The 24,151-nt window shown below is 39.8% G+C and carries 26 protein-coding genes and 1 riboswitch; of the genes, 12 read left to right on the forward strand and 14 right to left on the reverse strand.

All coding sequences use genetic code 11. The features are described 5' to 3' along the window. Nucleotides 1-89: 89 nt before the first annotated feature. The 5 genes from lon to lysM form a co-directional block, all read right to left on the reverse strand. Nucleotides 90-2,510 carry an endopeptidase La gene (gene lon, locus O1Q81_RS10115; protein ID WP_386691307.1) on the reverse strand — a complete coding sequence of 807 codons (2,421 nt, stop codon included), beginning with the start codon at nucleotides 2,508-2,510 and terminating at the stop codon, nucleotides 90-92. Nucleotides 2,511-2,631: 121 nt separating this feature from the next. Next, nucleotides 2,632-3,876, reverse strand: a complete 1,245-nt coding sequence (gene clpX / locus O1Q81_RS10120; protein ID WP_386694864.1) for an ATP-dependent protease ATP-binding subunit ClpX — start codon at nucleotides 3,874-3,876, stop codon at nucleotides 2,632-2,634. Nucleotides 3,877-3,899: 23 nt separating this feature from the next. Beyond that, nucleotides 3,900-4,481 (reverse strand): ATP-dependent Clp endopeptidase proteolytic subunit ClpP, encoded by a 582-nt coding sequence (gene clpP / locus O1Q81_RS10125; RefSeq protein ID WP_386687528.1) that lies wholly within the window; start codon nucleotides 4,479-4,481, stop codon nucleotides 3,900-3,902. A gap of 145 nt (nucleotides 4,482-4,626) precedes the next feature. Continuing rightward, on the reverse strand, nucleotides 4,627-5,922 hold the full coding sequence (tig, locus tag O1Q81_RS10130) for a trigger factor (protein WP_386687530.1): 1,296 nt from the start codon (nucleotides 5,920-5,922) through the stop codon (nucleotides 4,627-4,629). A 185-nt stretch (nucleotides 5,923-6,107) separates the two neighbouring features. Further along, nucleotides 6,108-6,551, reverse strand: coding sequence for a peptidoglycan-binding protein LysM (gene lysM / locus O1Q81_RS10135; protein WP_386697497.1), 444 nt, complete (start codon nucleotides 6,549-6,551; stop codon nucleotides 6,108-6,110). A 177-nt stretch (nucleotides 6,552-6,728) separates the two neighbouring features. On the opposite strand from lysM, the gene O1Q81_RS10140 reads away from it, so the two are divergent. The 4 genes from O1Q81_RS10140 (at nucleotide 6,729) to tmk (ending at nucleotide 9,999) form a co-directional block, all read left to right on the forward strand. After that, on the forward strand, nucleotides 6,729-7,565 hold the full coding sequence (locus O1Q81_RS10140; RefSeq protein ID WP_386687533.1) for a neutral zinc metallopeptidase: 837 nt from the start codon (nucleotides 6,729-6,731) through the stop codon (nucleotides 7,563-7,565). A 149-nt stretch (nucleotides 7,566-7,714) separates the two neighbouring features. After that, nucleotides 7,715-8,311, forward strand: a complete 597-nt coding sequence (gene plsY / locus O1Q81_RS10145) for a glycerol-3-phosphate 1-O-acyltransferase PlsY (RefSeq protein ID WP_386687535.1) — start codon at nucleotides 7,715-7,717, stop codon at nucleotides 8,309-8,311. 13 nt (nucleotides 8,312-8,324) lie between these two features. Next, complete coding sequence (gene mltG / locus O1Q81_RS10150; protein WP_386687537.1) at nucleotides 8,325-9,365, forward strand: endolytic transglycosylase MltG; 1,041 nt, start codon at nucleotides 8,325-8,327, stop codon at nucleotides 9,363-9,365. Between the two features lies 1 nt (nucleotide 9,366). Next, a complete protein-coding gene (gene tmk, locus O1Q81_RS10155) occupies nucleotides 9,367-9,999 on the forward strand; it encodes a dTMP kinase (protein WP_386697499.1) in 633 nt (210 codons plus the stop codon). On the opposite strand, the gene O1Q81_RS10160 is transcribed toward tmk, so the two are convergent. Next, nucleotides 9,996-10,304 (reverse strand): addiction module antidote protein, encoded by a 309-nt coding sequence (locus O1Q81_RS10160; RefSeq protein WP_386687541.1) that lies wholly within the window; start codon nucleotides 10,302-10,304, stop codon nucleotides 9,996-9,998. The genes tmk and O1Q81_RS10160 overlap by 4 nt on opposite strands. Beyond that, entirely contained in the window at nucleotides 10,285-10,629 is a 345-nt protein-coding gene (locus tag O1Q81_RS10165; RefSeq protein ID WP_386697502.1) for a type II toxin-antitoxin system RelE/ParE family toxin, read from the reverse strand. Before O1Q81_RS10165 ends, O1Q81_RS10160 begins: the two co-directional genes overlap by 20 nt. Nucleotides 10,630-10,840: 211 nt before the next feature. Here O1Q81_RS10165 and O1Q81_RS10170 point away from each other — a divergent pair, with 211 nt between their 5' ends. The 8 genes from O1Q81_RS10170 to folB all read left to right on the forward strand — a co-directional run bounded on the left by O1Q81_RS10170 (nucleotide 10,841) and on the right by folB (nucleotide 16,518). Continuing rightward, nucleotides 10,841-11,818, forward strand: a complete 978-nt coding sequence (locus O1Q81_RS10170) for a DNA polymerase III subunit delta' (RefSeq protein ID WP_386697505.1) — start codon at nucleotides 10,841-10,843, stop codon at nucleotides 11,816-11,818. A gap of 26 nt (nucleotides 11,819-11,844) precedes the next feature. Further along, entirely contained in the window at nucleotides 11,845-12,627 is a 783-nt protein-coding gene (locus O1Q81_RS10175; RefSeq protein ID WP_386697507.1) for a TatD family hydrolase, read from the forward strand. Between the two features lie 28 nt (nucleotides 12,628-12,655). Then, a complete protein-coding gene (locus O1Q81_RS10180) occupies nucleotides 12,656-13,180 on the forward strand; it encodes a DUF1523 family protein (RefSeq protein WP_386687548.1) in 525 nt (174 codons plus the stop codon). Between the two features lie 23 nt (nucleotides 13,181-13,203). Then, nucleotides 13,204-13,695: a type 3 dihydrofolate reductase gene (gene folA / locus O1Q81_RS10185; protein ID WP_386687550.1), complete on the forward strand. Its 492-nt coding sequence runs from the start codon at nucleotides 13,204-13,206 to the stop codon at nucleotides 13,693-13,695. 40 nt (nucleotides 13,696-13,735) lie between these two features. Next, a riboswitch (TPP riboswitch) is annotated at nucleotides 13,736-13,844 on the forward strand. Between the two features lie 60 nt (nucleotides 13,845-13,904). Continuing rightward, a complete protein-coding gene (gene thiM, locus O1Q81_RS10190) occupies nucleotides 13,905-14,702 on the forward strand; it encodes a hydroxyethylthiazole kinase (RefSeq protein WP_386687552.1) in 798 nt (265 codons plus the stop codon). Then, nucleotides 14,695-15,504, forward strand: a complete 810-nt coding sequence (gene thiD, locus O1Q81_RS10195; RefSeq protein ID WP_386697510.1) for a bifunctional hydroxymethylpyrimidine kinase/phosphomethylpyrimidine kinase — start codon at nucleotides 14,695-14,697, stop codon at nucleotides 15,502-15,504. Before thiM ends, thiD begins: the two co-directional genes overlap by 8 nt. Continuing rightward, nucleotides 15,494-16,162, forward strand: coding sequence for a thiamine phosphate synthase (gene thiE / locus O1Q81_RS10200; protein WP_386697513.1), 669 nt, complete (start codon nucleotides 15,494-15,496; stop codon nucleotides 16,160-16,162). Before thiD ends, thiE begins: the two co-directional genes overlap by 11 nt. A gap of 8 nt (nucleotides 16,163-16,170) precedes the next feature. Further along, nucleotides 16,171-16,518, forward strand: coding sequence for a dihydroneopterin aldolase (gene folB / locus O1Q81_RS10205; protein ID WP_386697516.1), 348 nt, complete (start codon nucleotides 16,171-16,173; stop codon nucleotides 16,516-16,518). 45 nt (nucleotides 16,519-16,563) lie between these two features. On the opposite strand, the gene O1Q81_RS10210 is transcribed toward folB, so the two are convergent. From O1Q81_RS10210 to thrB, 7 genes are all read right to left on the reverse strand, one after another. Beyond that, on the reverse strand, nucleotides 16,564-18,078 hold the full coding sequence (locus O1Q81_RS10210) for a DHA2 family efflux MFS transporter permease subunit (protein WP_386691333.1): 1,515 nt from the start codon (nucleotides 18,076-18,078) through the stop codon (nucleotides 16,564-16,566). Between the two features lie 11 nt (nucleotides 18,079-18,089). Continuing rightward, the gene (locus O1Q81_RS10215) at nucleotides 18,090-19,244 is read right to left on the reverse strand and encodes an EmrA/EmrK family multidrug efflux transporter periplasmic adaptor subunit (RefSeq protein ID WP_386694878.1); all 1,155 of its coding nucleotides are present in this window, start codon (nucleotides 19,242-19,244) and stop codon (nucleotides 18,090-18,092) included. 57 nt (nucleotides 19,245-19,301) lie between these two features. After that, on the reverse strand, nucleotides 19,302-19,982 hold the full coding sequence (locus O1Q81_RS10220) for a M15 family metallopeptidase (protein ID WP_386687564.1): 681 nt from the start codon (nucleotides 19,980-19,982) through the stop codon (nucleotides 19,302-19,304). A 366-nt stretch (nucleotides 19,983-20,348) separates the two neighbouring features. Then, nucleotides 20,349-21,476: a succinyl-diaminopimelate desuccinylase gene (gene dapE, locus O1Q81_RS10225; RefSeq protein ID WP_386697517.1), complete on the reverse strand. Its 1,128-nt coding sequence runs from the start codon at nucleotides 21,474-21,476 to the stop codon at nucleotides 20,349-20,351. A gap of 1 nt (nucleotide 21,477) precedes the next feature. Beyond that, entirely contained in the window at nucleotides 21,478-21,822 is a 345-nt protein-coding gene (locus O1Q81_RS10230; protein WP_386697520.1) for an ArsC family reductase, read from the reverse strand. Between the two features lie 68 nt (nucleotides 21,823-21,890). Beyond that, on the reverse strand, nucleotides 21,891-23,165 hold the full coding sequence (thrC, locus tag O1Q81_RS10235; RefSeq protein WP_386697522.1) for a threonine synthase: 1,275 nt from the start codon (nucleotides 23,163-23,165) through the stop codon (nucleotides 21,891-21,893). Nucleotides 23,166-23,197: 32 nt separating this feature from the next. Further along, entirely contained in the window at nucleotides 23,198-24,148 is a 951-nt protein-coding gene (thrB, locus tag O1Q81_RS10240) for a homoserine kinase (protein ID WP_386687573.1), read from the reverse strand. Nucleotides 24,149-24,151 lie beyond the last annotated feature (3 nt).

Genomic DNA, 24,151 nt, shown 5'->3' on the forward strand with positions numbered 1-24,151 from the left:
TTGTTATCTAAAAATTTTATGAATTATAAACGAAACTGCGGTGAAAAAAAACCGCACTTTAAAAAAAGCACGGTTTCACAACCTAATGATTAGTTCACCGTTGGTGCAATCTTGCTGGTTTTTCGGGTACGTGGCACTTTCACTACATTTACTGGTGAAAGTTTAACGATTTCAACACCTTCTGGTGGATTCTGTAATGCAATGGTTAACACTTCATCAATACTTTCTACCGCATGAATGGTTAAATTATTTTTGGCATTTTCAGGGATTTCTTCCAAATCTTTCACGTTCTCTTTTGGAATAATCACGGTTTTAATACCACCACGGTGAGCCGCCAGCAATTTCTCTTTTAAACCACCGATGGGTAATACTTTACCACGTAAGCTAATTTCACCTGTCATTGCCACATCAGCACGCACAGGATTACCCGTTAAGCAAGAAACCAGTGCGGTACACATGGCAATCCCAGCACTCGGACCATCTTTCGGGGTCGCTCCGTCTGGCACGTGAATATGAATATCGCGTTTTTCATGGAAGTCGTTAGCAATACCCAATTTCTCGGCACGAGAACGGACGACTGTCATGGCGGCTTGAATACTCTCTTTCATTACATCGCCAAGAGAACCCGTAAAGGTTAATTTACCTTTACCCACCACAGAGGCCGTTTCAATAGTCAGTAAATCACCGCCCACTTCTGTCCAAGCAAGACCTGTCACTTCTCCCACCCGATTTTGAGTATCCGCTAAACCGAAGTCAAAGCGTTTCACACCGAGATAATCGTGTAAATTTGCTGCATTGACCGTAATAGATTTGGCTTTTTTATTTAGCAATAAATTTTTCACGGTTTTACGACAAATTTTAGAAATTTCACGCTCAAGACTACGTACGCCTGCTTCACGTGTGTAGTAGCGAATAATATCTAAAATCGCACTGTCTTCAATGATTAACTCACCTGCTTTTAAGCCGTTGCGTTCCATTTGCTTGGCGATTAAATGCCCTGTAGCAATATTCAATTTCTCATCTTCAGTATAACCTGATAGGCGAATCACTTCCATACGATCCAACAACGGTGCTGGTATATTCATGGAATTAGAAGTTGCTACAAACATCACATCAGATAAATCGTAATCCACTTCTAAATAATGGTCATTAAACTTCGTGTTCTGTTCTGGATCAAGCACTTCCAACAAGGCAGAAGCGGGATCACCACGGTGATCCATTGCCATTTTATCAATTTCATCAAGCAAGAATAACGGATTTTTGACCCCTACTTTTGCCATTTTTTGAATCAATTTACCTGGTAATGAACCAATATAGGTTTTGCGGTGTCCACGAATTTCCGCTTCATCACGCACACCACCTAATGCCATACGCACATATTTACGCCCTGTGGCATTGGCAATAGATTGACCAAGAGAGGTTTTCCCCACCCCTGGTGGACCAACCAAACAGAGAATAGGTCCTTTAAGTTTATTCAATCTTGTTTGCACGGCAAGATATTCTAAAATGCGTTCTTTCACCCGTTCTAAACCGTAATGGTCAGCATCCAACACTTGTTGTGCTTTGGCTAAATCTTTTTTCACTTTGGTGGTTTTATACCAAGGTACTTGCAACATCCAGTCAATATAGCCACGAATCACGGTTGCTTCAGATGACATAGGCGACATCATTTTTAGCTTTTTCAACTCTGCTTCTACCTTTTCTTTCGCTTCCGCTGGTAGTTTAGCTTGTTCTAATTTTTTAGCTAACTGGTCTAATTCGCTTTCATCTGGATTTTCATCATCATTACCTAGTTCTTTACGGATTGCTTTAATCTGTTCGTTTAGATAATAATTACGTTGCGTTTTTTCCATTTGTTCTTTGACTTTGCTGCGAATGCGTTTTTCCACTTGCATTAAGTCAGTTTCGCTTTCCATTGCCCCGAGCAAATATTCCAGCCGAGCTTGCACATTAGGTTGTTCTAACACGGCTTGTTTATGACGTAATGCAATCGGTAAATGTGCCGCCAACGTATCAGCAAAGCGATCAAATTCTATAATAGAGCTTAGTGCATTAACCATTTCTGGCTGAATTTTTTTGTTCTGTTTAACAAATTGATCAAACTCACTCAAAATCACATCACGCAACACCTGCATATCTTTTTCTTCACCAAAACTGGTCGCAATCAAATTGATATGTGCGGAAAAATAGCCATCGTCAGTAATTTCTGTGATCTTAGCACGTTGTTGCCCTTCTACTAGCACTTTGACAGTACCATCTGGCAATTTCAATAATTGAATGATATTAACAATAGTGCCGACATCAAATAAATCTGCAATATTAGGTTCTTCAATATCAGCTTGTTTTTGTGAAACTAATAATAATTGCTTGCCCGATTCCATAGCTTGTTCAAGGCTACGAATAGATTTCTCACGCCCTACAAATAATGGCATCACCATATACGGGAAAACCACTACATCTCTTAATGGAAGGACGGGAATTTTTCGTTGTTTATCCTGTTCTGCTGTCATCTTCTTTCTCTTTATCTAAAATTCGGTTACATGGAACTAATATAAGGCTAACCATGGCGAAGTTCAAGGTGAATAGGTAAAAAGTGCGGTTAATTTAACCGCACTTTGGGGGATAAAAACACTATCTGTATTCTAATGTCGGTTTTGCATCATCATTAATGACGCTTTCATCTACCACGACTTTGGCTAAATTCTCCATAGACGGTAAATCGTACATGGTATCTAACAACACACCTTCAACAATAGAACGTAGCCCCCTCGCACCTGTTTTACGAGCAAGGGCTTTTTTTGCCATAGCTATCAAGGCTTCTTGCGTAAATTCCAATTTCACATCTTCTAAACTAAACAGAGCTTGATATTGCTTCACTAACGCATTTTTTGGTTCAGTTAAAATCTGAATTAATGCCTGTTCATCTAATTCACTTAATGGAGCAACCACAGGTAAACGCCCTACAAATTCAGGAATCATACCGAATTTAATCAAGTCTTCCGTTTCAATTTGTTGGAATAATTCCGACAGACTTAATTCATCTTGCTCGCCTTTCACTTCTGCACCAAAACCGATACCACTCCCTACGTGAACACGTTTTTGGACAATTTTATCTAAACCCGAGAATGCACCACCACAAATAAACAGGATTTTTGATGTATCGACTTTCAACATATCCTGTTGTGGATGTTTACGTCCGCCTTGTGGTGGAATGGAAGCTACCGTGCCTTCAATCAATTTTAACAAGGCCTGTTGCACCCCTTCACCTGATACATCTCGAGTAATTGATGGGTTCTCTGATTTACGGGTAATTTTATCAATCTCATCAATATAAATAATCCCTTGCTCGGCTTTTTCCGTATCGTAATCGCAATTTTGCAATAAGCGTTGAATCACATTTTCTACATCTTCACCCACATATCCTGCTTCGGTTAAGGTAGTGGCATCTGCCATAGCAAAAGGTACATTTAACATACGAGCCAAGGTTTGAGCTAATAAGGTTTTCCCACTCCCAGTAGGACCGATTAACAACACATTACTTTTGCTTAATTCCACTTCATCAGTTTGATGATTGGAACGTAACCGTTTGTAATGATTATATAATGCCACGGCTAATACCTTTTTAGCATAATCTTGACCGATTACGTAATCATCTAAATTAGCTCGAATTTCATGTGGAGTCGGCAGTTTGGTTTCTTCTTTTTTAACCGTATCTTGTTGTTCTACAACGTCTTCTGCTTTTTCTTCTTGCAATAGACCGTGGCAAAGCTCAATACAATCACCACAAATATAGCCAGAAGTCCCTGCAATTAATTTGCCTACCTCATCTTGTGCTTTACCACAAAATGAACAGCAGGTATCTTTTTCATTTGCCATTTTTACTTTCCAATTCTTTCTTTTTAACGTTTAACTAACACATTATCCACTAAGCCGTAAACTCTGGCTTCTTCGGCTGACATAAAATTATCACGGTCAGTATCTTTCTCAATTTTTTCAAGCGGTTGTCCCGTATGGAATGCCAAACGTTCATTTAAAGTATGCTTAATTTTTAAAATTTCTTGGGCATGAATCTGAATATCTGACGCTTGACCACGGAAACCGCCTAAAGGCTGGTGAATCATTACGCGAGCATGAGGTAATGCCGCACGTTTGCCAGCGGTTCCACCTGCTAATAAAAACGCCCCCATGGAACAGGCTTGACCGATACACAGGGTACGCACATCTGGCTTAATAAATTGCATGGTATCATAAATCGCCATACCCGCCGTCACTGAACCACCTGGGCTGTTAATATAAATATTAATATCTTTATCTGGATTTTCAGATTCTAAAAATAATAATTGAGCGACAATTAAATTCGCCATATTGTCTTCAACTTCACCGCTTAAAAAAATGACACGTTCTTTTAACAAGCGTGAGTAAATATCGTAAGCACGCTCACCACGAGCATTTTGCTCAACGACCATAGGAATAACTGACATAACCTTCTCCGTAAAATTATCAAGTTTGGGCTATTCTACCCGAAAAAGCACTTTGACTAAACAAATTAAACAAAAAGTGCGGTTAATTTTTAACGAATTTTAAAACTCGCCAAAAAATAACCGCACTTTAAGATATTAAATGAAATTAGGCTTTAGGGTTCATAATCTCATCAAAAGAAGCTGCTTTTTCAGTCACTTGCGCTTTTGCTAATACTGCATTAACTGCTTGTTCTTCTAATACAACATTACGTACATTACCCATTAATTCATTGTTTTTACTGTAATATTCAACCACTTCGGCTGGTTGCTCATAAGCGGAAGCAATATCTGCAATCATCGCTTTCACCAAGTCTTCATCGGCTTTTAATTCATTCGCTTTAATCACTGCGGAGAATAATAAGCCTACTTGAACACGACGTTTAGCCTGTTCTTCAAATAATTCACGTGGTAATTGAGCTGTTTGTTGAGCGTTGCCACCAAAACGTTGTGCAGCTTGTTTGCGTAACACTTCAATTTCTTCATCTACCGCAGAAACTGGCACTTCAATCGCATTTTCAGCAATCAAACCATCAATCACTTGTTGTTTAACACGAGCCACTAACGCATTTTTCAATTCACGTTGCATATTTTTACGAATTTCTGCACGTAAATCATCGACAGTTTTAGTATTTGGACCAAATTTCGCCACAAACTCATCGGTTAATTCAGGTAATACTTGCACTTCTACTTTTTTCAAGGTAATGGCAAATTTTGCAGCTTTACCTTTTAAGTTTTCAGCATGATATTCCGCAGGGAAAGTCACATCAATATCAAATTGCTCGCCTGCTTTATGACCAACTATTCCATCTTCAAAACCAGGAATCATGCGACCTTGTCCCATGGCTAACACGAAATCTGTCGCTTTACCGCCCTCAAATTCCTCACCATCTACAGATCCTACAAAATCAATCGTCACACGATCTTCAGCCTTAGCTGCGTCTTTGCTTTCAGACCAAGTTGCTTGTTGTTTACGTAATACGTTCACCATATTGTCAACATCGGCTTCGGTAATTTCAACGCTTGGTTTTTCAACCTTAATATTTTCCAAACCTTTTAATTCGACTTCTGGATAAACTTCAAAGGTCGCGGTAAATACTAAATCTTGACCATCTTCAAATTTTTCAATAGCAAAAGTTGGACGACCAGCAAGGTTCACCTTCTCTTTAAACATTAAATCAAAGAAATGACGTGGTAATAAATCATTTAATACATCTTGACGAATTGACGCACCAAAGCGTTTTTCCACGATTTGAGCAGGCACATGACCTTTACGGAAACCATCTACACGCACATTTTTTGCCGCACGTTTTGTTTCTTCACGTACCGCTGTTTTTACGTTTTCCGCTGGTACAGTAATGCTTACACGACGTTCTAAACCTTGAGTTGTTTCAATAGTTGACATTGTTCTTTTCCTTTAAATTGATGAAACCCAGCCAGTCACTTTGACTGAATAACCGAGGCTGAATATAAGTTTGAATAAAAATAAACTGGCGAATTATAGCTAAATATTATCGTTCAGTCGAGCAGAAATTTTGTACATAAAAAATCCCATTGCTTGCAATGGGATCAATAATCTTAAAATGTCAATTAAAGTGCTTTCGGCACACGAATCTTCTGACCTAGGAAGATCTTATCTGCATCTTTAATCACTTCTTTGTTAGCTGCCACGATGGCAGGATATTTAGCTGCATTACCATAGAATTTTTTAGCAATAGCAGAAAGCGTATCGCCTTTTTGAATCACATAAAACTCATCTTCCGTGGCTAACTGTTCGCCGTTAGCTAACTTCACTGCATCAACGTTAACACTTTCAACACCAACAATGTTACCCGCCATTAAAATCGCTTTTTCTAAAGCACTGGCAGATGTTGCATCACCAGAAATTTTAGCCACACCGTTTTCAACGGTAACAGCAACATTGTCAATCCCTGGGTTATCTTCAGCAATGTGATTTGTCACCGCTTTTGACGGATCTTCATCTTTACCAAAAATTTTTTTACCAATGTTTCCTACGAAATCAAATAAACCCACTTTTCTTTCCTTCTTGTGTATGATTACTAAAATATTTATCAGGCTATTCTGATAAAACCTTACTTACAATAACCAAAGCATTATAAGAAGTCCATAAATTTTTAAAATTTTAACCGCACTTTACTATTTTTCAGGTAGAATATAATCACTATATTTACAATAAGTGAGTCAAAATTTATGCGTTGGCAAGGTAGAGAACAAAGTTCAAATGTAGAAGACAGACGTGGTTCGGGTTCCAGAATCAGCGGTGGTAAAAAAACAGGGGTACTCGGTTTTATCATATTATTAGTGGGTGCTTATTATGGTGTGGATTTATCTGGTTTAGTGGGAATGGATACCGCAGGTTTAGGCGGTGCAACCAGTAGTTCTGCTAAATTATCAGCTCAAGAAGAACAAAACCTAAATGAGCTTTCTCGTGTGGTATTACGAGATACAGAAAAAACTTGGCAAAGCTATTTCAGTAAAAATGGACAGAAATATGTGGCTCCAACCATGGTGCTTTATTATGGTGCCACAGCAACAGCTTGCGGTACAGGACAGTCTGCCATGGGACCTTTTTATTGTCCGAACGATCAAAAAGTCTATTTAGATTTATCTTTTTATGCGGATATGAAAAATCAGCTCGGTGCAGCAGGTGATACAGCTTTTGCTTATGTGATTGCTCACGAAGTGGGACATCATGTGCAGAATGTACTAGGTATTTTGCCTAAAATTAACCGTGTTCAACAACAAAATCCATCACAAGCTAATGCACTATCGGTTAAATTAGAATTACAAGCAGACTGCTTTGCAGGGGTTTGGGGTTATCAAGCAGCACAAAATAATTTGCTGGAAACTGGCGATTTAGAAGAAGCCTTTAGGGCGGCTGAAGCTGTCGGCGACGATCGTTTACAAAAACGTAGTCAAGGTTATGTAGTGCCAGATAGTTTTACTCATGGCACATCGGCACAACGTTTGCAATGGTTTCAACGCGGTCTAAAAACTGGCGATCCAACGCAGTGTAATACGTTCTAATTATCTCAATAAATGGGGCATAGTTTGCCTCATTTTCTTTTTTAAAAATCCGATCAGTCGTACTGTTATTCTTTATGTCAAAAATATCATTAGCCTAACCCTAATAAATTTAGGTAGAATAGAGATTATTTAATTATCGAGAAAAACCCATGAGCCTGTTTGCCCTTTGTTATATGCTATTTGCCTATTTGCTTGGTTCAATTTCCAGTGCAATTTTGGTTTGTCGAATAGTCGGTTTACCCGATCCACGCTCTGAGGGTTCACATAATCCTGGTGCCACGAACGTGTTCCGTTTGGGTGGTCGTTGGGCGAGCTTAACGGTGTTAATTTTCGATATATTAAAAGGTATGTTGCCTGTTTGGGCAGGTTATTATTTAGGCTTAACCCATTTTGAATTAGGCATGGTTGCCCTAGGTGCTTGCTTGGGACATATTTTCCCGATTTTCTTTAAATTTAAAGGCGGGAAAGGCGTTGCCACAGCGTTTGGATCCATTGCTCCGATTGCTTGGGGAGTGGCAGGTTCCATGATCGGGACTTGGTTGTTAGTCTTTGCGATTAGCGGTTATTCTTCCCTGAGTGCTGTCATTGCTGCACTGCTTACCCCATTATATGTGTGGTATTTCAAGCCTGAATATACTTTCCCCGTGGCATTAGTTTGTTGCTTATTAATTTATCGTCATCATGAGAATATTCAGCGTTTATGGCGTGGACAAGAAAGCAAAATTTGGTCAAAATTCAAAAAATAAAAGCACAAAAATAATGAAAAAAATCTTACTTCTATTATTCATCATTATCCTTGCTATCGGCGGTTGGGGTTATCACCAAATTCAACAGACGCTCAATCAATCAATTAGCGTTCAACAAGATCAGCTGCTCGTCATTAATCGAGGCACGACAGGTAAAAAACTCGCTACGCTATTTGAGCAACAACAATTAGTCGCTGATGCCAAATGGTTGCCTTGGGTTTTAAAATTACAACCGCAATTAAATAATATTAAAGCGGGAACTTATTCCCTTAATGGTGCAAATACTGTTGCAGATGTATTAACTATTCTAAATGAGGGTAAAGAAGCACAATTTAGCTTACGTTTTACTGACGGTGAAACTTGGCGAGAAATGAAAAAATCTTTGCAAAACGCACCGCACTTAGCACAATCTGTACAAGATAAAAATGATGAAGAATTATTGCAATTACTTGAATTACCAACAAATAATCTTCATTCTTTAGAGGGTTGGATTTATCCTGATACCTATAATTATGTACCAAATTCTACAGATCTGGCATTATTAAAACGAGCGACCAGTCGTACGCAAAAATTATTGGATAAATTATGGGCAGAAAGAGATGATGATTTGCCGTTAAAAAGCCCCTATGAGATGTTGATTTTGGCATCTATTGTAGAAAAAGAAAGCGGTGTTCAGGCGGAACGAGGATTAATTGCTTCTGTTTTTGTTAACCGTTTAAAACACAATATAAAATTACAAACTGACCCCACTGTGATTTATGGCATGGGTGAAAATTATAATGGTAATATTCGCAAAAAAGATTTAGAAACACCAACGCCTTATAATACCTATGTTATTGATGGTTTACCACCTACACCGATTACCAACCCAAGTGAAAGTGCCTTGCAAGCGGTGGCTCACCCTGAAAAAACAGATTTTCTCTACTTTGTGGCAGATGGTACGGGTGGACATAAATTTAGCCGAAATTTAACCGAACACAATCGGGCAGTGCAAGACTATTTACGTTGGTATCGCCAAAATAAAACAGACAAAAATAAAACGGATAACCCATAAAATGACAGGAAAATTTATTGTACTGGAAGGCTTAGAAGGTGCAGGTAAAACTACCGCTCGCAATGCTATTGTGGAACAATTACAAGCTAATGGTATTACCGATTTAGTATTTACCCGTGAACCTGGTGGCACGCCATTAGCAGAAAAATTACGTGACTTAATCAAACATGAAACCCCAGAAGCTGTCACCGACAAAGCAGAATTACTGATGCTGTATGCTGCTCGTATTCAATTAGTGGAAAATGTGATTAAACCAGCCTTAGCACAAGGAAAATGGGTAATCGGTGATCGCCATGATATGTCTTCACAAGCCTATCAAGGCGGTGGTCGTGGGCTTGATCGGGATTTTATGGAAAATTTAAAAAATAGCATTTTAGGCGATTTTTCTCCCGATTTTACGCTATATTTAGATATTGAACCCGCTCAAGGTTTAGCCAGAGCAAAAGGGCGTGGCGAATTGGATCGCATTGAACAACAAAATTTAGATTTTTTCCACCGCACTCGTGAGCGTTATTTGGAATTAGTCGCTCAAGATCCCAAAGCCGTCATCATCAATGCGGGGCAATCTATTGAAAAAGTCAGCACTGACATAAAAAGTGCGGTGCAAAAATTTGTAGATTTGCAAACAGATTAATATGCTACTTTCGGTGTAAATTCAATAGCAACCCCAAGTGCAGATGAAATTTTGGCAATAGTGTCAAAACGGGGTTGACTTGAACCTGATAGCGTACGATACAGGCTTTCTCGCTGAATACCTGTTTTTCTGGATAACTCCGTCATTCCCCTTGCCCTAGCCACCGTATTCAGTGCCTGTAATAATTCCGCCTGATCACCACTAGCAAAAGAGGCTGTCAAATAAGCAGCAATGGTTTCTTCATCGGTTAATAATTCCGCTGCATCAAAATCACTAATCTCTAAATCACTTGCTGATAAAGTCATCTGCTTTTTCCTTCTGTTTCACTAAATTCCACACATCTTTTGCTAAAGCTATATCTTTTTCTTGACTGGATTTATTGCCACCGCAAAGCAATAAATAAATTTTGTCGCCCATTTTACCGTAATACACTCGATAACCTGACTTAACGGCAATTCGCATTTCAAAAACACCATCACCAACTGATTTATGGTCACCAAAATTACCTTTTTCAGCTCGTTCAATTCGTTTGATGATCGCTGATTTGCCAATAGGATCTTTTAACCCATTAAACCACTTTAAAAATAAACCTGTTTTTTTAAGTTGATTTACCTTTTCTTGATTACTCATTATTCTTCTTACCGATCATATTTTGGCACAGTGTATACCTAAATGATACACATAATCAAGTGTTATGTCACAAACAATAAGATTTCATCCTTTTTATTAATGCTGACTTGCTTTATAATGCCCTTGCTTAATCTTAGTGTAGATAATAATGAAAGCAAAACACTAAAAGATGTTGTCGCCTTATTAAAAACATAATAAAATTTACTTACTTATGAACACCTTATACCCTTGGCTCGCCCCAATTTATCAGCAAATCACCCATGCTTTTTCACAAGGGCATGGACATCATGCTCTGTTATTTAAGGCGGAACAAGGCGTAGGGGCGGAAAACTTGATCAATGCGGTGGCGAAATTTTTAATCTGTCAAGAAAGCCAAAAACCATGTGGTCATTGTCATGCTTGCCAGCTGATGAACGCTGGCAACCATCCCGATTTTCATTTGCTTGCTCCCATTGAAAATAAAGATATCGGCGTAGATCAGGTACGTGAGATTAACGATATGGTTAATCAACACGCTCAACAAAATGGTAATAAAATCGTATTAGTGCAAGGGGCAGAACGCTTAACGGAAGCGGCGGCAAATGCGATTTTAAAAACCTTAGAAGAACCACGTCCCAACAGCTATTTTTTATTGCAAGCGGATCTGTCATCACCATTAATGGTGACTATTTATAGCCGTTGTCAGACATGGTTAGTCAATGTTCCAGTGCAAGATATGGCTATACCATGGTTGCAATCGCAATGTGATGAAGAAACATCGCAAATTTTAACCGCACTTCGTATTAATTATCATCGCCCATTGTCAACATTAGCCTTTTTACAACAAGGCTTAATGGAAAAACGCCGAGAATTTTTGCGTCAATTTTGGGTATATTATATTCGCTGTTCACCATTAGAATTATTGCCGTTATTTGATAAAGAACTGATTTTCCAGCAAATTGACTGGCTTTCTGCTTTTTTATCTGATGCGTTAAAAGATAAATTAAAGATTAAAACAAATTGGATCTGTCAGGATTTAGTCAAAGGCATACAACAATTTAATCAAAAACAAACTACTCTTGGCTTACTCAAAGCCAACCAAATAATACAAAAAATGCGGTTGGATTTAATCCAAATTAATGCGGTCAATCAGGAAATTATTTTACTGGACGGCTTAACTAAACTGATTACAGATGTATTTGAAAAATAACAAAAAATAAGGATTAACAGCCCCCTATGTTTATTGTAGATAGCCATTGCCATTTAGATGCGTTAGATTATGAAAATCTACATCACAATATTGATGATGTTATTGAAAAAGCGAAAGCTCGTGGCGTGCAACATTTATTAACTATTGGCGTAACACTAAGTCGCTTTGAAAAACAACGAGATAGCCTTGCTCACCGAGATGACGTATCGCTCGCTTGTGGCGTACATCCGTTGGATTTAGATGACGAACCCTATGATGTGGAACGCTTAATTCAACTGGCTCAACATCCCAAAGTGGTTGCCATTGGCGAAATCGGTTTGGATTATTATTACAGTGCAGACAATAAATCTTTGCAACAAGATATTTTTGCCAGCCAAATTAATGTCGCAAATCAATTAGATAAGCCAGTGATTATTCATACTCGTGCAGCAGGAGATGACACTATTCGTTTGTTGCAAGATAATCATGCGGAAAAATGTGGTGGTGTGATTCATTGTTTCACCGAAAGCATGGATTTTGCTAAACAAGCGTTAGATTTGGGATTTTATATTTCTTGTTCAGGCATTGTCACCTTTAAAAATGCCGAAGACATTCGTGACGTAATTCGTTATGTGCCGTTGGATCGTTTGTTAGTAGAAACTGACAGCCCATATTTAGCACCTGTGCCTTATCGTGGCAAACAAAATCAACCAGCCTATACCCGAGAAGTGTGTGATTATGTAGCGACTTTAAAAGGACTTACAGCTGAACAATTTGCGGAACAAACCACGAAAAACTTTGAACGTTTGTTTAAAATTCAGGTACAATAAAAAAGTTGCTAACATAAGGGAAACATTTATGCGTAAAATTATCAAATACTTCTTATTTATCGTGGTGATTTTATTTCACGCCGTTTTATTCTCAGGGATTCATTTTATTTTCCCACATTATGACACCACTTATGTTACGGGTGTTGAAGTCAAACGTGTGGATAAAGACGGTCCGATTACTAAAGCCAATCCAGCAGACGGTCCGACTCGTGATGTGTATTATATCTATACACAAAAAGCAGATGAAGAAAAACCGATGGTGTATCGCAATGAAGATACTCGTTGGGGTTTTCCTTTCTATTTCAAATTTGGTTCAGCTGATTTACAAGCCAAGGCTTCTAAATTTGCGGGTAGTAAACAAATGGTCGAAGTCAAATATTATGGCTGGCGTTTAGTTATTTTTGATGAATACCGTAATATGATTTCAATGAAAGAAGCTACCGATACCAGTCCGTCTATGCCAATTTTAAGCTATATTTTCTACTTCCTAGGATTGATTACCTTGTTCTTCTCTATTCAATTTATCCGTGGTTGGTTCGATAGCGAAGCCTAAAAAACATAAGAGAAGCATAAGCGATGAGTTTAAGTTTAATTGTTGCTGCAACCCAAAATTGGGTCATTGGTAAAGACAACCAAATGCCGTGGCATCTACCCGCGGATTTGGCTTGGTTTCGCCAGAATACTCAAGATAAAGTTGTGGTTATGGGGCGGAAAACTTTTGAAAGTATCGGTCGCCCGTTACCAAAACGCACCAATATTGTGCTTTCTCGACAACCCTTTGAATATGCTGGGGTAATTTGGAAAAATAGCCTTGAAAGTGCGGTGGAATTTGTCAAAGATTTACCAGAAAATCAGGAAATTATGCTCATCGGTGGCGGTCAATTATTTAAGCAATATTTGCCTCAAGCCGATAAACTTTATTTCACCCAAATTCAAACGGAATTAGAAGGTGATACATTTTTTCCTGCAATCAACTGGAATGAATGGCAAATTGAATTTGATGAAACTCGCCCTAAAGATGAGCAAAATGCTTATGATCTGCGGTTTATGATTTTAACCAGAAAATAAATATATCTACTTGTATTAACATAAAAATCAATCTACACTAAACACATAGTCGGGGTGCTATTGTACTGTTAAACAGCATAATGGCTGAGATAATACCCGTAAAACCTGATACAGCTAATACTGGCGTAGGGAACTATCTTTACTATCGATTTATCCTTTCCAACCATTATTGCGTATCTTTTCTTTCAATAATCTACAAAGGAAATTCTATGCAATTCAGATATTTAGATCTTATTCGTGAATGCAATCCACTGGTGCATTGTATGACCAATATTGTTGTTACCAATTTTTCCGCCAACGGTTTACTCGCTTTGGGAGCATCACCTTTTATGTCAACAATGGCAGAAGAAGTGGAGGAAATTCAACAATTTTCCAACGCACTTTTGATCAATATTGGCACGATCCACCCCTTTGATGTAGATGCAATGATCCTAGCTGGTCAAGCTGCTAACCAAAACGGTGTGCCTGTGGTGTTAGATCCTGTTGGTGCAGGGGCAACTGCTTATCGCCGTGCTACGGTGCGGAAAATTTTAGATAAAGTCAATATTTCTGCTATCCGTGGTAATGTGAGTGAAGTGGCTTTTTTAGCCGATGTAGCATGGCAAGCGAAAGGGGTTGATGCTGGAAATGGTGAAGGTGATATTGCTGAAATTGCTCGTATTGCTGCACAAAAATATCAATGTTGTGTCGCTATTAGTGGAGAAATAGATTATATCAGTGATGGCAAACAAGTCGCCAAAATCTATAATGGTACACCTCTATTTCCTAAAATTACAGGATCAGGCTGTTTACTCGGTGCCACCGTTGGTGCATTTTTGGCTGTCGCCAAACAAGGTGATGAATTCACTGCCTGCGTTGAAGCATGTACTTGTTATGCAGTGGCAGGAGAATTAGCAGCTCAAAATTTAGATAACCAATTAGGCAGCTTTGCCGTACAATTTCTAGATCAACTAGCGGTCATTTCTAATGAAAAAATCACCGCATTTGCGAGGGTAAATTATGAATAATATAGCTCAAGCCTTAACCATCGCAGGCTCCGATAGCGGTGGCGGTGCTGGAATCCAAGCGGATTTAAAAACCTTTCAAATGCGTGGTGTGTTTGGCACGGTGGCAATCACGGCAGTGACTGCTCAAAATACACAGGGTGTATTTGATATTGCCCCTATTCCCCTTGCCACTATTTCCGCCCAAATCAAAGCCGTAGCAGAAGATTTTGATATTCAGGCGGTGAAGATTGGTATGCTGGGTAATGCGGAAATTATTCAGTGTGTGGCGGAAAATTTGGAACAATATCAGTTTCCACAAATTGTGTTAGATCCTGTAATGATCGCCAAAGGCGGAGCGTCTTTGTTGCAACAAGATGCGGTGGCAGCGTTGAAGCAGTATATTTTACCCAAAGCCACGGTGATTACGCCGAATTTGCCTGAAGCGGAAGCCTTAACAGGGATTAAGGTGGTGGATGATGCGAGTGCGGAAAAGGCGGCTCGCTTGTTGCAACAATGGGGCGTGGAAACCGTAGTAATTAAAGGCGGACACAGTGGCAATTCGCAAAGTGCGGTGTGTTTAGACTGGGTTTTCACCCCAACTGACCGCTTCACATTACAAGCGAAACGTTTTCCAACACCACACACTCACGGTACAGGTTGTACTTTTTCTGCTTGTATTACCGCTGAACTCGCTAAAGGCAACAGTGTAGAACAAGCCATTCGCACCGCAAAAGCCTATATCACCGCAGCCATCAGTCATCCATTAAATATCGGACATGGTCACGGTCCTACTAACCATTGGGCGTATCAAGATGAAAAATAAACAAAAAATCCAACAGATGCTATCCGTTTATTTTATTGCTGGCACGCAAGATTGCCAGCATTTGGCTGGCAATCCAGCCCAAAATTTGCTAAGCATTTTGCAGCAAGCGTTGAGAGCTGGCATCACTTGCTTTCAATTTCGTGACAAAGGAAAAAACTCTCTGGAAAATCAACCTGACCAACAAAAACAACTCGCCAAACAATGCCTTTCCCTTTGTCGCCAATATGATGTACCCTTGATTGTTAATGATAACGTGGCATTAGCCATTGAAATTGGTGCAGATGGTATTCATGTTGGGCAAACTGATATGGCAATTCAACAAGTATTGCAACATACACAAAACAAGCTGATTATAGGATTATCGACCAATAATTTAGCTCAAGTTTTAGCAGCTCAACAGCAAGCAGAAATTGATTATATCGGTGTTGGTCCGATTTTTCCCACGGGTTCAAAAGCTGATCATTCTGCTGTTCTAGGCGTAGAATTTGTAGAAAAATTAAAGGATTACGCTTTAACCAAGCCTTTTGTGGTGATTGGTGGCATAAATCAGTATAATGCTCACACATTAAAACAAGCGGGAGCGGATGGTGTTGCGGTAATTTCCGCCATTACTCAAGCGGAAAATATCCAAACCGCAGTGGAAAAATTGAAATTTTAAGGAATAAGATGACAGACAAAGTGTTTATTTACGAACTCACGGCATTTGCCAGTATTGGTGCCTACGACTGGGAACATACCATTAAACAAAAATTAATATTTAATATTGAAATGGCATGGGATTTTAAACAAGCCGTAGAAACAGACGATCTGCAATATTGTTTAAATTATGCAGAAATTTCCGAGAAAATTCTCGATTTTGTGGAAAATCAGCCATTTAAATTAGTGGAAACGGTTGCTCACAAAGTCGCTGATTTGTTGCAACAACAATATGGCATTCAATCCTTACGCATTGAATTACATAAGCTGAAAGCCGTGGCTCAAGCCAGCTCTGTCGGCGTGATTGTAGAACGTTAATATTTCGGAAAAGTACGGTGTTTTTCACCGCACTTTTTTCATTCCCTAATGTCTTCCCCCAAATGGTGGTCTGGCAAACCAGACTACTATCACCAAAATTAAGAATAAAATTGAAGACAACCAAAAAATCTCATTTGCTCCAATAATAAACCCTTGTTCAGTAATCGTTCTGGCTAACATACTGGAAATTTGAGTATCATTTAATCCTGTTTGCCCTAAATGTTGATAATACATTTGGGAATTTAGATCATAAGGAGTAATAATTTCGGTTAATCTGGTATGGTGCATAGCTTCACGGCGATACCATAAGAACGTGGTTAATGATGTTCCCACCGAACCTGCTAATGTCCGTAAAAAGTTAAATAAACTGGACGCTGATGCCATTTTTTGTGGTGGTAAGCCTGATAACGTAATAGTCGTCAACGGCATAAAGAAACAAGCTACCGCTAAACCCTGCACAAATTGTGGTAAAGCAAAATCCCAGAAAGTACTTGCCGTTTCAAAGGTAACGGCTCGCCAATAGAAAGTGACGGCATACATAATAAAGCTGAATGTTACCAATGCTCGCATATCAAGTCGATGCCCAAATCGTCCGATAATTGGCGAAAGAAAAATTGGTAATAACCCTACTGGAGCTGCGGCTAAACCTGCCCAAGTGGCGGTGTAGCCATAAACTTGTTGTAATAACAACGGAATCAGCACAACGGATCCAAGATAGACTAAAAAGGCTAAACTAGAACATAAACAACCAATTACAAAGTTACGTTTTTGAAACAGGGAAATATCTATAATGGGATTATCATCGGTCAACGACCAAATCACTAAAGCAATTAAAGCGATAGCAGATACAATGGTAAGCACGACAATTTCGGTGGAATTAAACCAGTCTTGTTCACGACCTTGGTCTAACATCAACTGCAAACAACCCACACCTAACACTAATAGGCTTAACCCGATTAAATCTACTGGACGATGTTCTGTTGGTGTTTCTCTATCCCCTAAGGTTTTCCATGTCATAAAAATAACCGCTATCCCAATAGGAATATTAATAAAAAAGATCCAACCCCAATGTAAGTTATCGCTGATCCAACCGCCTAAAATTGGACCAAAAATAGGGGCAACCACCACCGTCATTGACCAAAACGCCAATGCCATACCACGTTTCTCAGGGGGATAATTATTTAGCAATAAACTTTGTGAAAGAGGAACAATAGGACCCGCCGCTAGACCTTGTAATATTCGGCATAGAATCAGCATTTCAAGGCTGTGTGAAATGCCACATAACCAAGAAGCAATCACAAAACCTAACGTTGCCAATAAAAATAACCGCACTTCGCCAAAACGTTTAGCCAGCCAGCCTGTAATTGGAATCGCAATAGCATTGGCAACCCCAAAAGAAGTAATAACCCAAGTCCCTTGACTAGTTGATGCCCCTAAATCCCCAGCTATGGTAGGAATCGCAACATTGGCAATAGTAGAGTCTAATACCTGCATAAAGGTTGCCAATGCCAAAGCAATCGTCATTATGGCAAGTGCAACCCCATGAACTGGTTTTTGCATAGCCAACCGCCTTAATATATATTTTGCGAAATAATGGAATGAATTAAATTTTCCACCGCAGTTTGGTCATAAACAAGACTTGAGGTTGAATACAAGGTATTGTCACGGCTAACACCTAATACTTCGCCGTCTGTTTGTTGCACATTCACAATTACGTGCGAAGATAAACCAATACGCAATGGATATTTTTGTAACTGCTCAGGCTCCAACGCAATACGAACTGGCACACGTTGCACCACTTTAATCCAGTTACCTGTGGCATTTTGTGCTGGTAATAAAGAAAATGCACTGCCTGTCCCCATATCAATACCTACTACGGTACCATTAAATTCTACTTTATCGCCGTATAAATCCACTTTTACTTTGACTGGTTGACCAAGTCGCATATCTCTTAACTGCGTTTCTTTAAAATTAGCATCAATCCACATCTGCTCCGCAGGAACCACCGCTAATAATGCCGACCCCACGGATACTTTCTGCCCAACTTGCACACTACGACGTGCCACATAACCATCAATCGGGCTAACAATTTTACTACGTTGTAAGTTTAACCAAGCCTGTTTTAACTGGCTCACTGCTCCCAATACGCTCGGTTGCTGATCTAATGGCACATCAAGTAATAACGCTTGATTAGCTGCTAATTGATTTTGTGTTGCAATTAAATCTACTTTTGCCAATTCTACAGCTTCTTTCGCATGCAAATAGCTTTCTTTATCAATAGATTGCGTTTGATTTAATTTTTCACGGCGGTGTAAATTACCACGAGCTTGCTCAAGGCTAACCGTTTTACTTTGCACCGATGCAGTAAGTTGTTTTACAGTATAAGTTAATTGCGAGATTTGACGAACCGCATTCGCTAGATTGCTTTGAGCTTGTTCAAAAGCAAGCTGTAAGTCACTGTTATCTAAGGATAATAACACATCGCCTTGATGCACAAAATCCATATTATCCACATTAATTTGCTGAACATTACCACTCACTTGAGAGGAAATCATCACCTGATTACCGCTCACATAAGCATCTTCCGTACTTTCATAGCCTTTAAGAAAAAAGTACCAATACAACCCTGTCGCTAACGCAATAAAAATTAAAATAAACAGAAAAATACCTAACGCTTTTTTACGATTTCTACTTTTACTGGACGGGAAACTTTTTTCTTCTGACATTTTATACTTCCTTAATTATTTGAGATCGATAAACCTTAATGATTCAAGTTGCTTATTTTAGCTCAAAAATTGCTTAAAAACTTTATTTATATTTTTCTCTAGGGTTATTTTTCCTGCAATTTGCTCATTTTGCCAAACTTGCAACAAAATCTCAGGATTAAGTTGCTGTTCAGCAATATCAGCTAACGGTAAATAACTAATATGCCAAGGCTCACGCCCAACATTAAGATATTTATTGCATTGCATAAAAGGTAGGGCGAAATCAAAGTGCGGTAATTTTTCTTGCAGAAATTGGCTTAATTCAAAAAAATACCCCCCCTGTTGATATTCCCAAGGTTCAAGCTGCAAAGGTTGATTAACTGGTAATAAATCAGGATCAAAAAAATCAATTTCCGTTCCCCAATGATGACGGCTTGCTCCTGGCATTGCTGACCAACGCAAGATTGCTTGTGCTTTTTGCCAATCATCTAATCTGCTCAGATCAATGGCATTGCCTTGATCATCATGTACTTTTCGCTCCCCATTAAACTTCGCATTCCAAATTAACTGCTGGCGTTGAAAATCCCGAAAGCTACTGGCTGGCTGTAAATTAAAGCCATTTTGCACCGCACTTTGTTGTAACCCTTGAAAGGCTTGCACAGCTTGCGGTTGCAAAAAATGGTTTGGCGAATGTGGACAAGGTAATGACACTAAATGCGTGCGAGATTTACCCGTTAATTGATCAATGGTTAATTTCATATTTTTGTCTTGATTTTTAGTAAACATAACGCTATTATTTAGGAACTGCCTAGCAGAGTGGCTCAATTCTCTGCTAGGGCTTTTAATTATCTGTTTTAATAAACTGAAAAGCTAATTAAAATCAAGATAACTAGGATTAAGAGTTGAAAGAGCATAATCCAGTCCCTTTTTGTAAGCCCCACTCGTCAGCGTGGGGTTTGCTGTTTCTAGCCCCATGCTAGCGAGTGAATTATATCAGACTGGATATTAAACCACTATATTTATTTTTATTTTAATCTGTATTTGCGTACATAGTTAAGAACGTAACGTAACGCCACACTGTAGCTATACAACGTTTAATCTTGCTGGCAAATATGTAGTCATTTGCTACAATAATTTTTCCAATATACTTTTATAAACCTTTCCCAATATTGCAAGATCCGTTACACTCACACATTCATCGACTTTATGAATCGTGGCATTAAGCGGTCCAAGTTCCACCACTTCTCCCCCCATTAAGGCGATAAAACGAGCATCGGAGGTACCACCGCCAGTGTCTAATTGCGGTGAAATTTTGACGATTTTTTCAAGGGCTTCAACGACCGCTTTCACCAATTTATTCGGTTTGGTTAAAAACGGTTTTCCCGACAGATTCCACTCAATACGATATTTTAATCCATATTTTGCCAACATTTCAGCCACTTTATTTTTAATGCTGTCATCGGTAACTTCGGTGCAATAGCGTAAGTTGAATTGCACAAAAAGCTCGCCAGGGATCACATTATTACTGCCTGTGCCAGCTTGAATATTGGCGATTTGCAAACTGGTAGGCGGAAAAAATTCATTACCGTTATCCCATTGGTAGGTGGTGAGTTCTTGCAAAAAGGGGACTGCTCTATGTACAGGATTTTCGGCTAAATGGGGATAGGCAACGTGTCCTTGAATGCCTTGAATATAGAGATTGCCCGTGATCGAGCCTCGTCTGCCGTTTTTCACAATATCGCCGAGCGTTTTTGAGCTAGACGGTTCGCCTACAAGACAATAATCAATGTTTTCACCACGAGCCATTAAGGTTTCCACCACTCGTACGGTACCGTCTTTGGCGGTGGCTTCTTCATCAGAAGTAATTAACAATGCAATCGTGCCTTGATGATTTGGGTTAACTTTGACATAGTCTTCTACGGCGACCACCATCGCCGCCAGCGACCCTTTCATATCCGCTGCACCCCGTCCATACAGCATATCGCCCACCACGTCGGCGACAAAAGGTGGATATGTCCATTGGCTTTCATCGCCAGCAGGCACCACATCGGTATGCCCTGCAAAGGCAACAATCGGAGCGGTTGAGCCGTGTTTTGCCCACAGATTTAAGGTGTCATTAAAGGGCAACCATTCAATGCTAAAGCCTAATTTTTCAAGGCGTTCTGCTATTACCTGTTGACACCCCTGATCGTCTGGGCTGATAGAGGGACGGCGAATAAGATTTTGAGCGAGAGAGAGAATGTCGTTCTTCATTTTATTTAAACGTGTGTTGATATTCAGTTTGGTCAAATCCAATTAACGCCATGCCATCTTGCAAAATAATCGGACGTTTAATTAGCGTAGGTTGTTCTGCAATCACTTGAAGTGCGGTGTTTTTTTCAAGATTTTTTTTCACATCTTCCGCTAAATTTCGCCACGTGGTACTACGTTTATTAACCAGATTTTGCCAACCGAATTGGCTTTCTGCTTTAGCTAAAAAATCAGCTGTCAAACCGTCCACACGATAGTCGTGTAGTTGATGTTCAATATGATTATCGGTAAGCCATTTTAAGGCTTTTTTCACAGTGTCGCAGTTTTTGATACCGTAAACTTTTATCATCATTTCTTCCTTTATGAAAAAAAGTGCGGTTAAAAATTTTTGTATTTTTTTCACCGCACTTTATCTGATTATTTCAACAAATACGCTCTTAAAGTAGCAAAATCATTGTCCATTTCATCAGACAATAACGGCAATTTGTTGTGTTTGTCTAAGGCATCGGGCAATGGCAATTCGATACCTAAAATTCGCTCTACGCTTTCTTTAAATTTGGCTGGGTGAGCGGTGCAAAGGAATAAGCCCGTTTCTCCCTCTTGCAACTGATCTTTTAACACTTGGTAAGCGATCGCACCGTGTGGTTCGCATAAATAACCTTGGGCGTATTGAGCTTTCAGTGCCGTTTCCGTTTCAGCGTCATTTAATGCCCCTGAACCTAGTTCGTTTAAGCTCCAACCGTTGCGTTTAAATAATTCTTCTACCCGAGGCCAGTTGTTTGGTCGGCTTACGTCCATGGCATTAGATAGCGTAGCCACTGTTGCATTGGGTTGCCATTCGCCTGTTTGTAAGTAACGTGGCACCGTGTCGTTGGCGTTGGTGGAGGCAATAAAGCGTTTGATTGGCAAGCCTAAGGTTTTAGCGATTAAGCCAGCGGTTAAATTACCGAAGTTACCACTTGGCACGGATACCACCAAATTTTGGCGTTGTTCAGCAGTTAATTGGGCTGCAGCTTCAAAATAGTAGCACACTTGAGCCAGTAATCGACTGATATTAATTGAGTTCGCCGAGTTTAAACCAATGGCTTGACGGAGTTCTTCATCATCAAAGGCTTGTTTAACAAGGGTTTGGCAAGCATCGAAGTCGGCGTTAATCGCCACCGTGCGAATATTGCCCCCGAGGGTGCAGAATAATTTTTCTTGTAACGGGCTGATTTTGCCTTTTGGATAAAGAATCACCACTTCAATGTTTTCAAGACCATAAAAAGCATGTGCTACGGCGGCACCCGTGTCGCCTGAAGTGGCGGTTAAAATAGTGATTTTGCCATCACCCCGCACAGTAGCAAGAGCTTGTGCCATAAAGCGACCGCCGAAGTCTTTAAAGGCTAATGTTGGACCGTGGAATAATTCTAAAGCGTAAATATTCTCCGCCACTTTCGCCACGGGAGCGGGGAACGTAAAGGCATTTTTCACCATAGCATTGAGTTTGTCGGCTGGGATTTCATCACCGATTAATGCCCTTAAAATTTTTTGGCTGCGTTCTACTAAAGGCAACGCCAATAATTCGTCAATATTGCTTAATTGCGGAATGGTTGCAGGGAAAAATAAGCCCTGATCTTTACCTAAGCCTTGACGGACGGCTTGGGCGAAGTTGACTTGTTGTTCTGGGTGTTTGATGTTGTATAAATTCATTTGTTGTCCGATTTTATTAAATTTTCTCTATTCTACGCTAACTCTCTCGCCCCTGCATTATCCACTTTACAAATATGCACAAAACCCTCGTTATTTTGTAGATAATGATTTTCAAGGTAATTTGCCACTTTGGTGGCGGTCGCCAGATCAGGGGTAATGCTAAACATGGTCGGTCCTGATCCTGAAATGCCACTGACTAACGCCCCTAAATCTCGGCTGGCTTGCTTGACTTCGGCGAAATTTGGCAATAAGGCGGCTCGATAAGGCTCGGCAATGACATCTTTCATCATTAACGCCGCCAATACATCTTGTCCTGTATGGCAAGCGTGGACGAAGCTGCCTAAATGACGACCGTGGGCGATCATATCTTGACGTGTGTAGCTTTTCGGCAAAATAGCACGGGCTTCGGCGGTAGAGACTTCAATACCAGGGTACGCCAACACCCAATACCAGCTGTCAAAAAATGGCAATTTTTGGCTAATATTGCCCAAACTTTGCACCATTAATTGCACGCCACCCAAATAGCACGGTGCCACGTTATCATAATGGATTGAGCCTGAAATTCGCCCCTCCAATTCGCCCATCATTTCCAATAATTCCATTTTGGAAAACGGCTCATCATGGAATTTATTTAACGCCACCAAGGCTGCCACAATGGAACAAGCACTGGATCCTAGCCCTGAGCCAATCGGCATATTTTTTTCCAAGGTTAAACGCAAGCCTTTGGTTTTGCCACCACGCAATTTAAAGCGTTCGCTGAATAATACATAGGCTTGATACACAATGTTTTTTTGCGGCTCTTTTGGCAATTTTCGCACAAAATAGCCCGCACTTTCTAATTCAAATCCTTGCGGAATGTCTTCAATTTGCACCACATCACCGAGCAATGAGCCATCAATCGGCGAAATTGCCGCCCCGAGGGTGTCAAAGCCCACATTGATATTGGCACTGGAGGCTGGGGCATAAATTCGTAATGTCGTCATTGT

The organism is Lonepinella sp. MS14436 (assembly GCF_042470565.1).
Classification (GTDB): domain Bacteria; phylum Pseudomonadota; class Gammaproteobacteria; order Enterobacterales; family Pasteurellaceae; genus Lonepinella.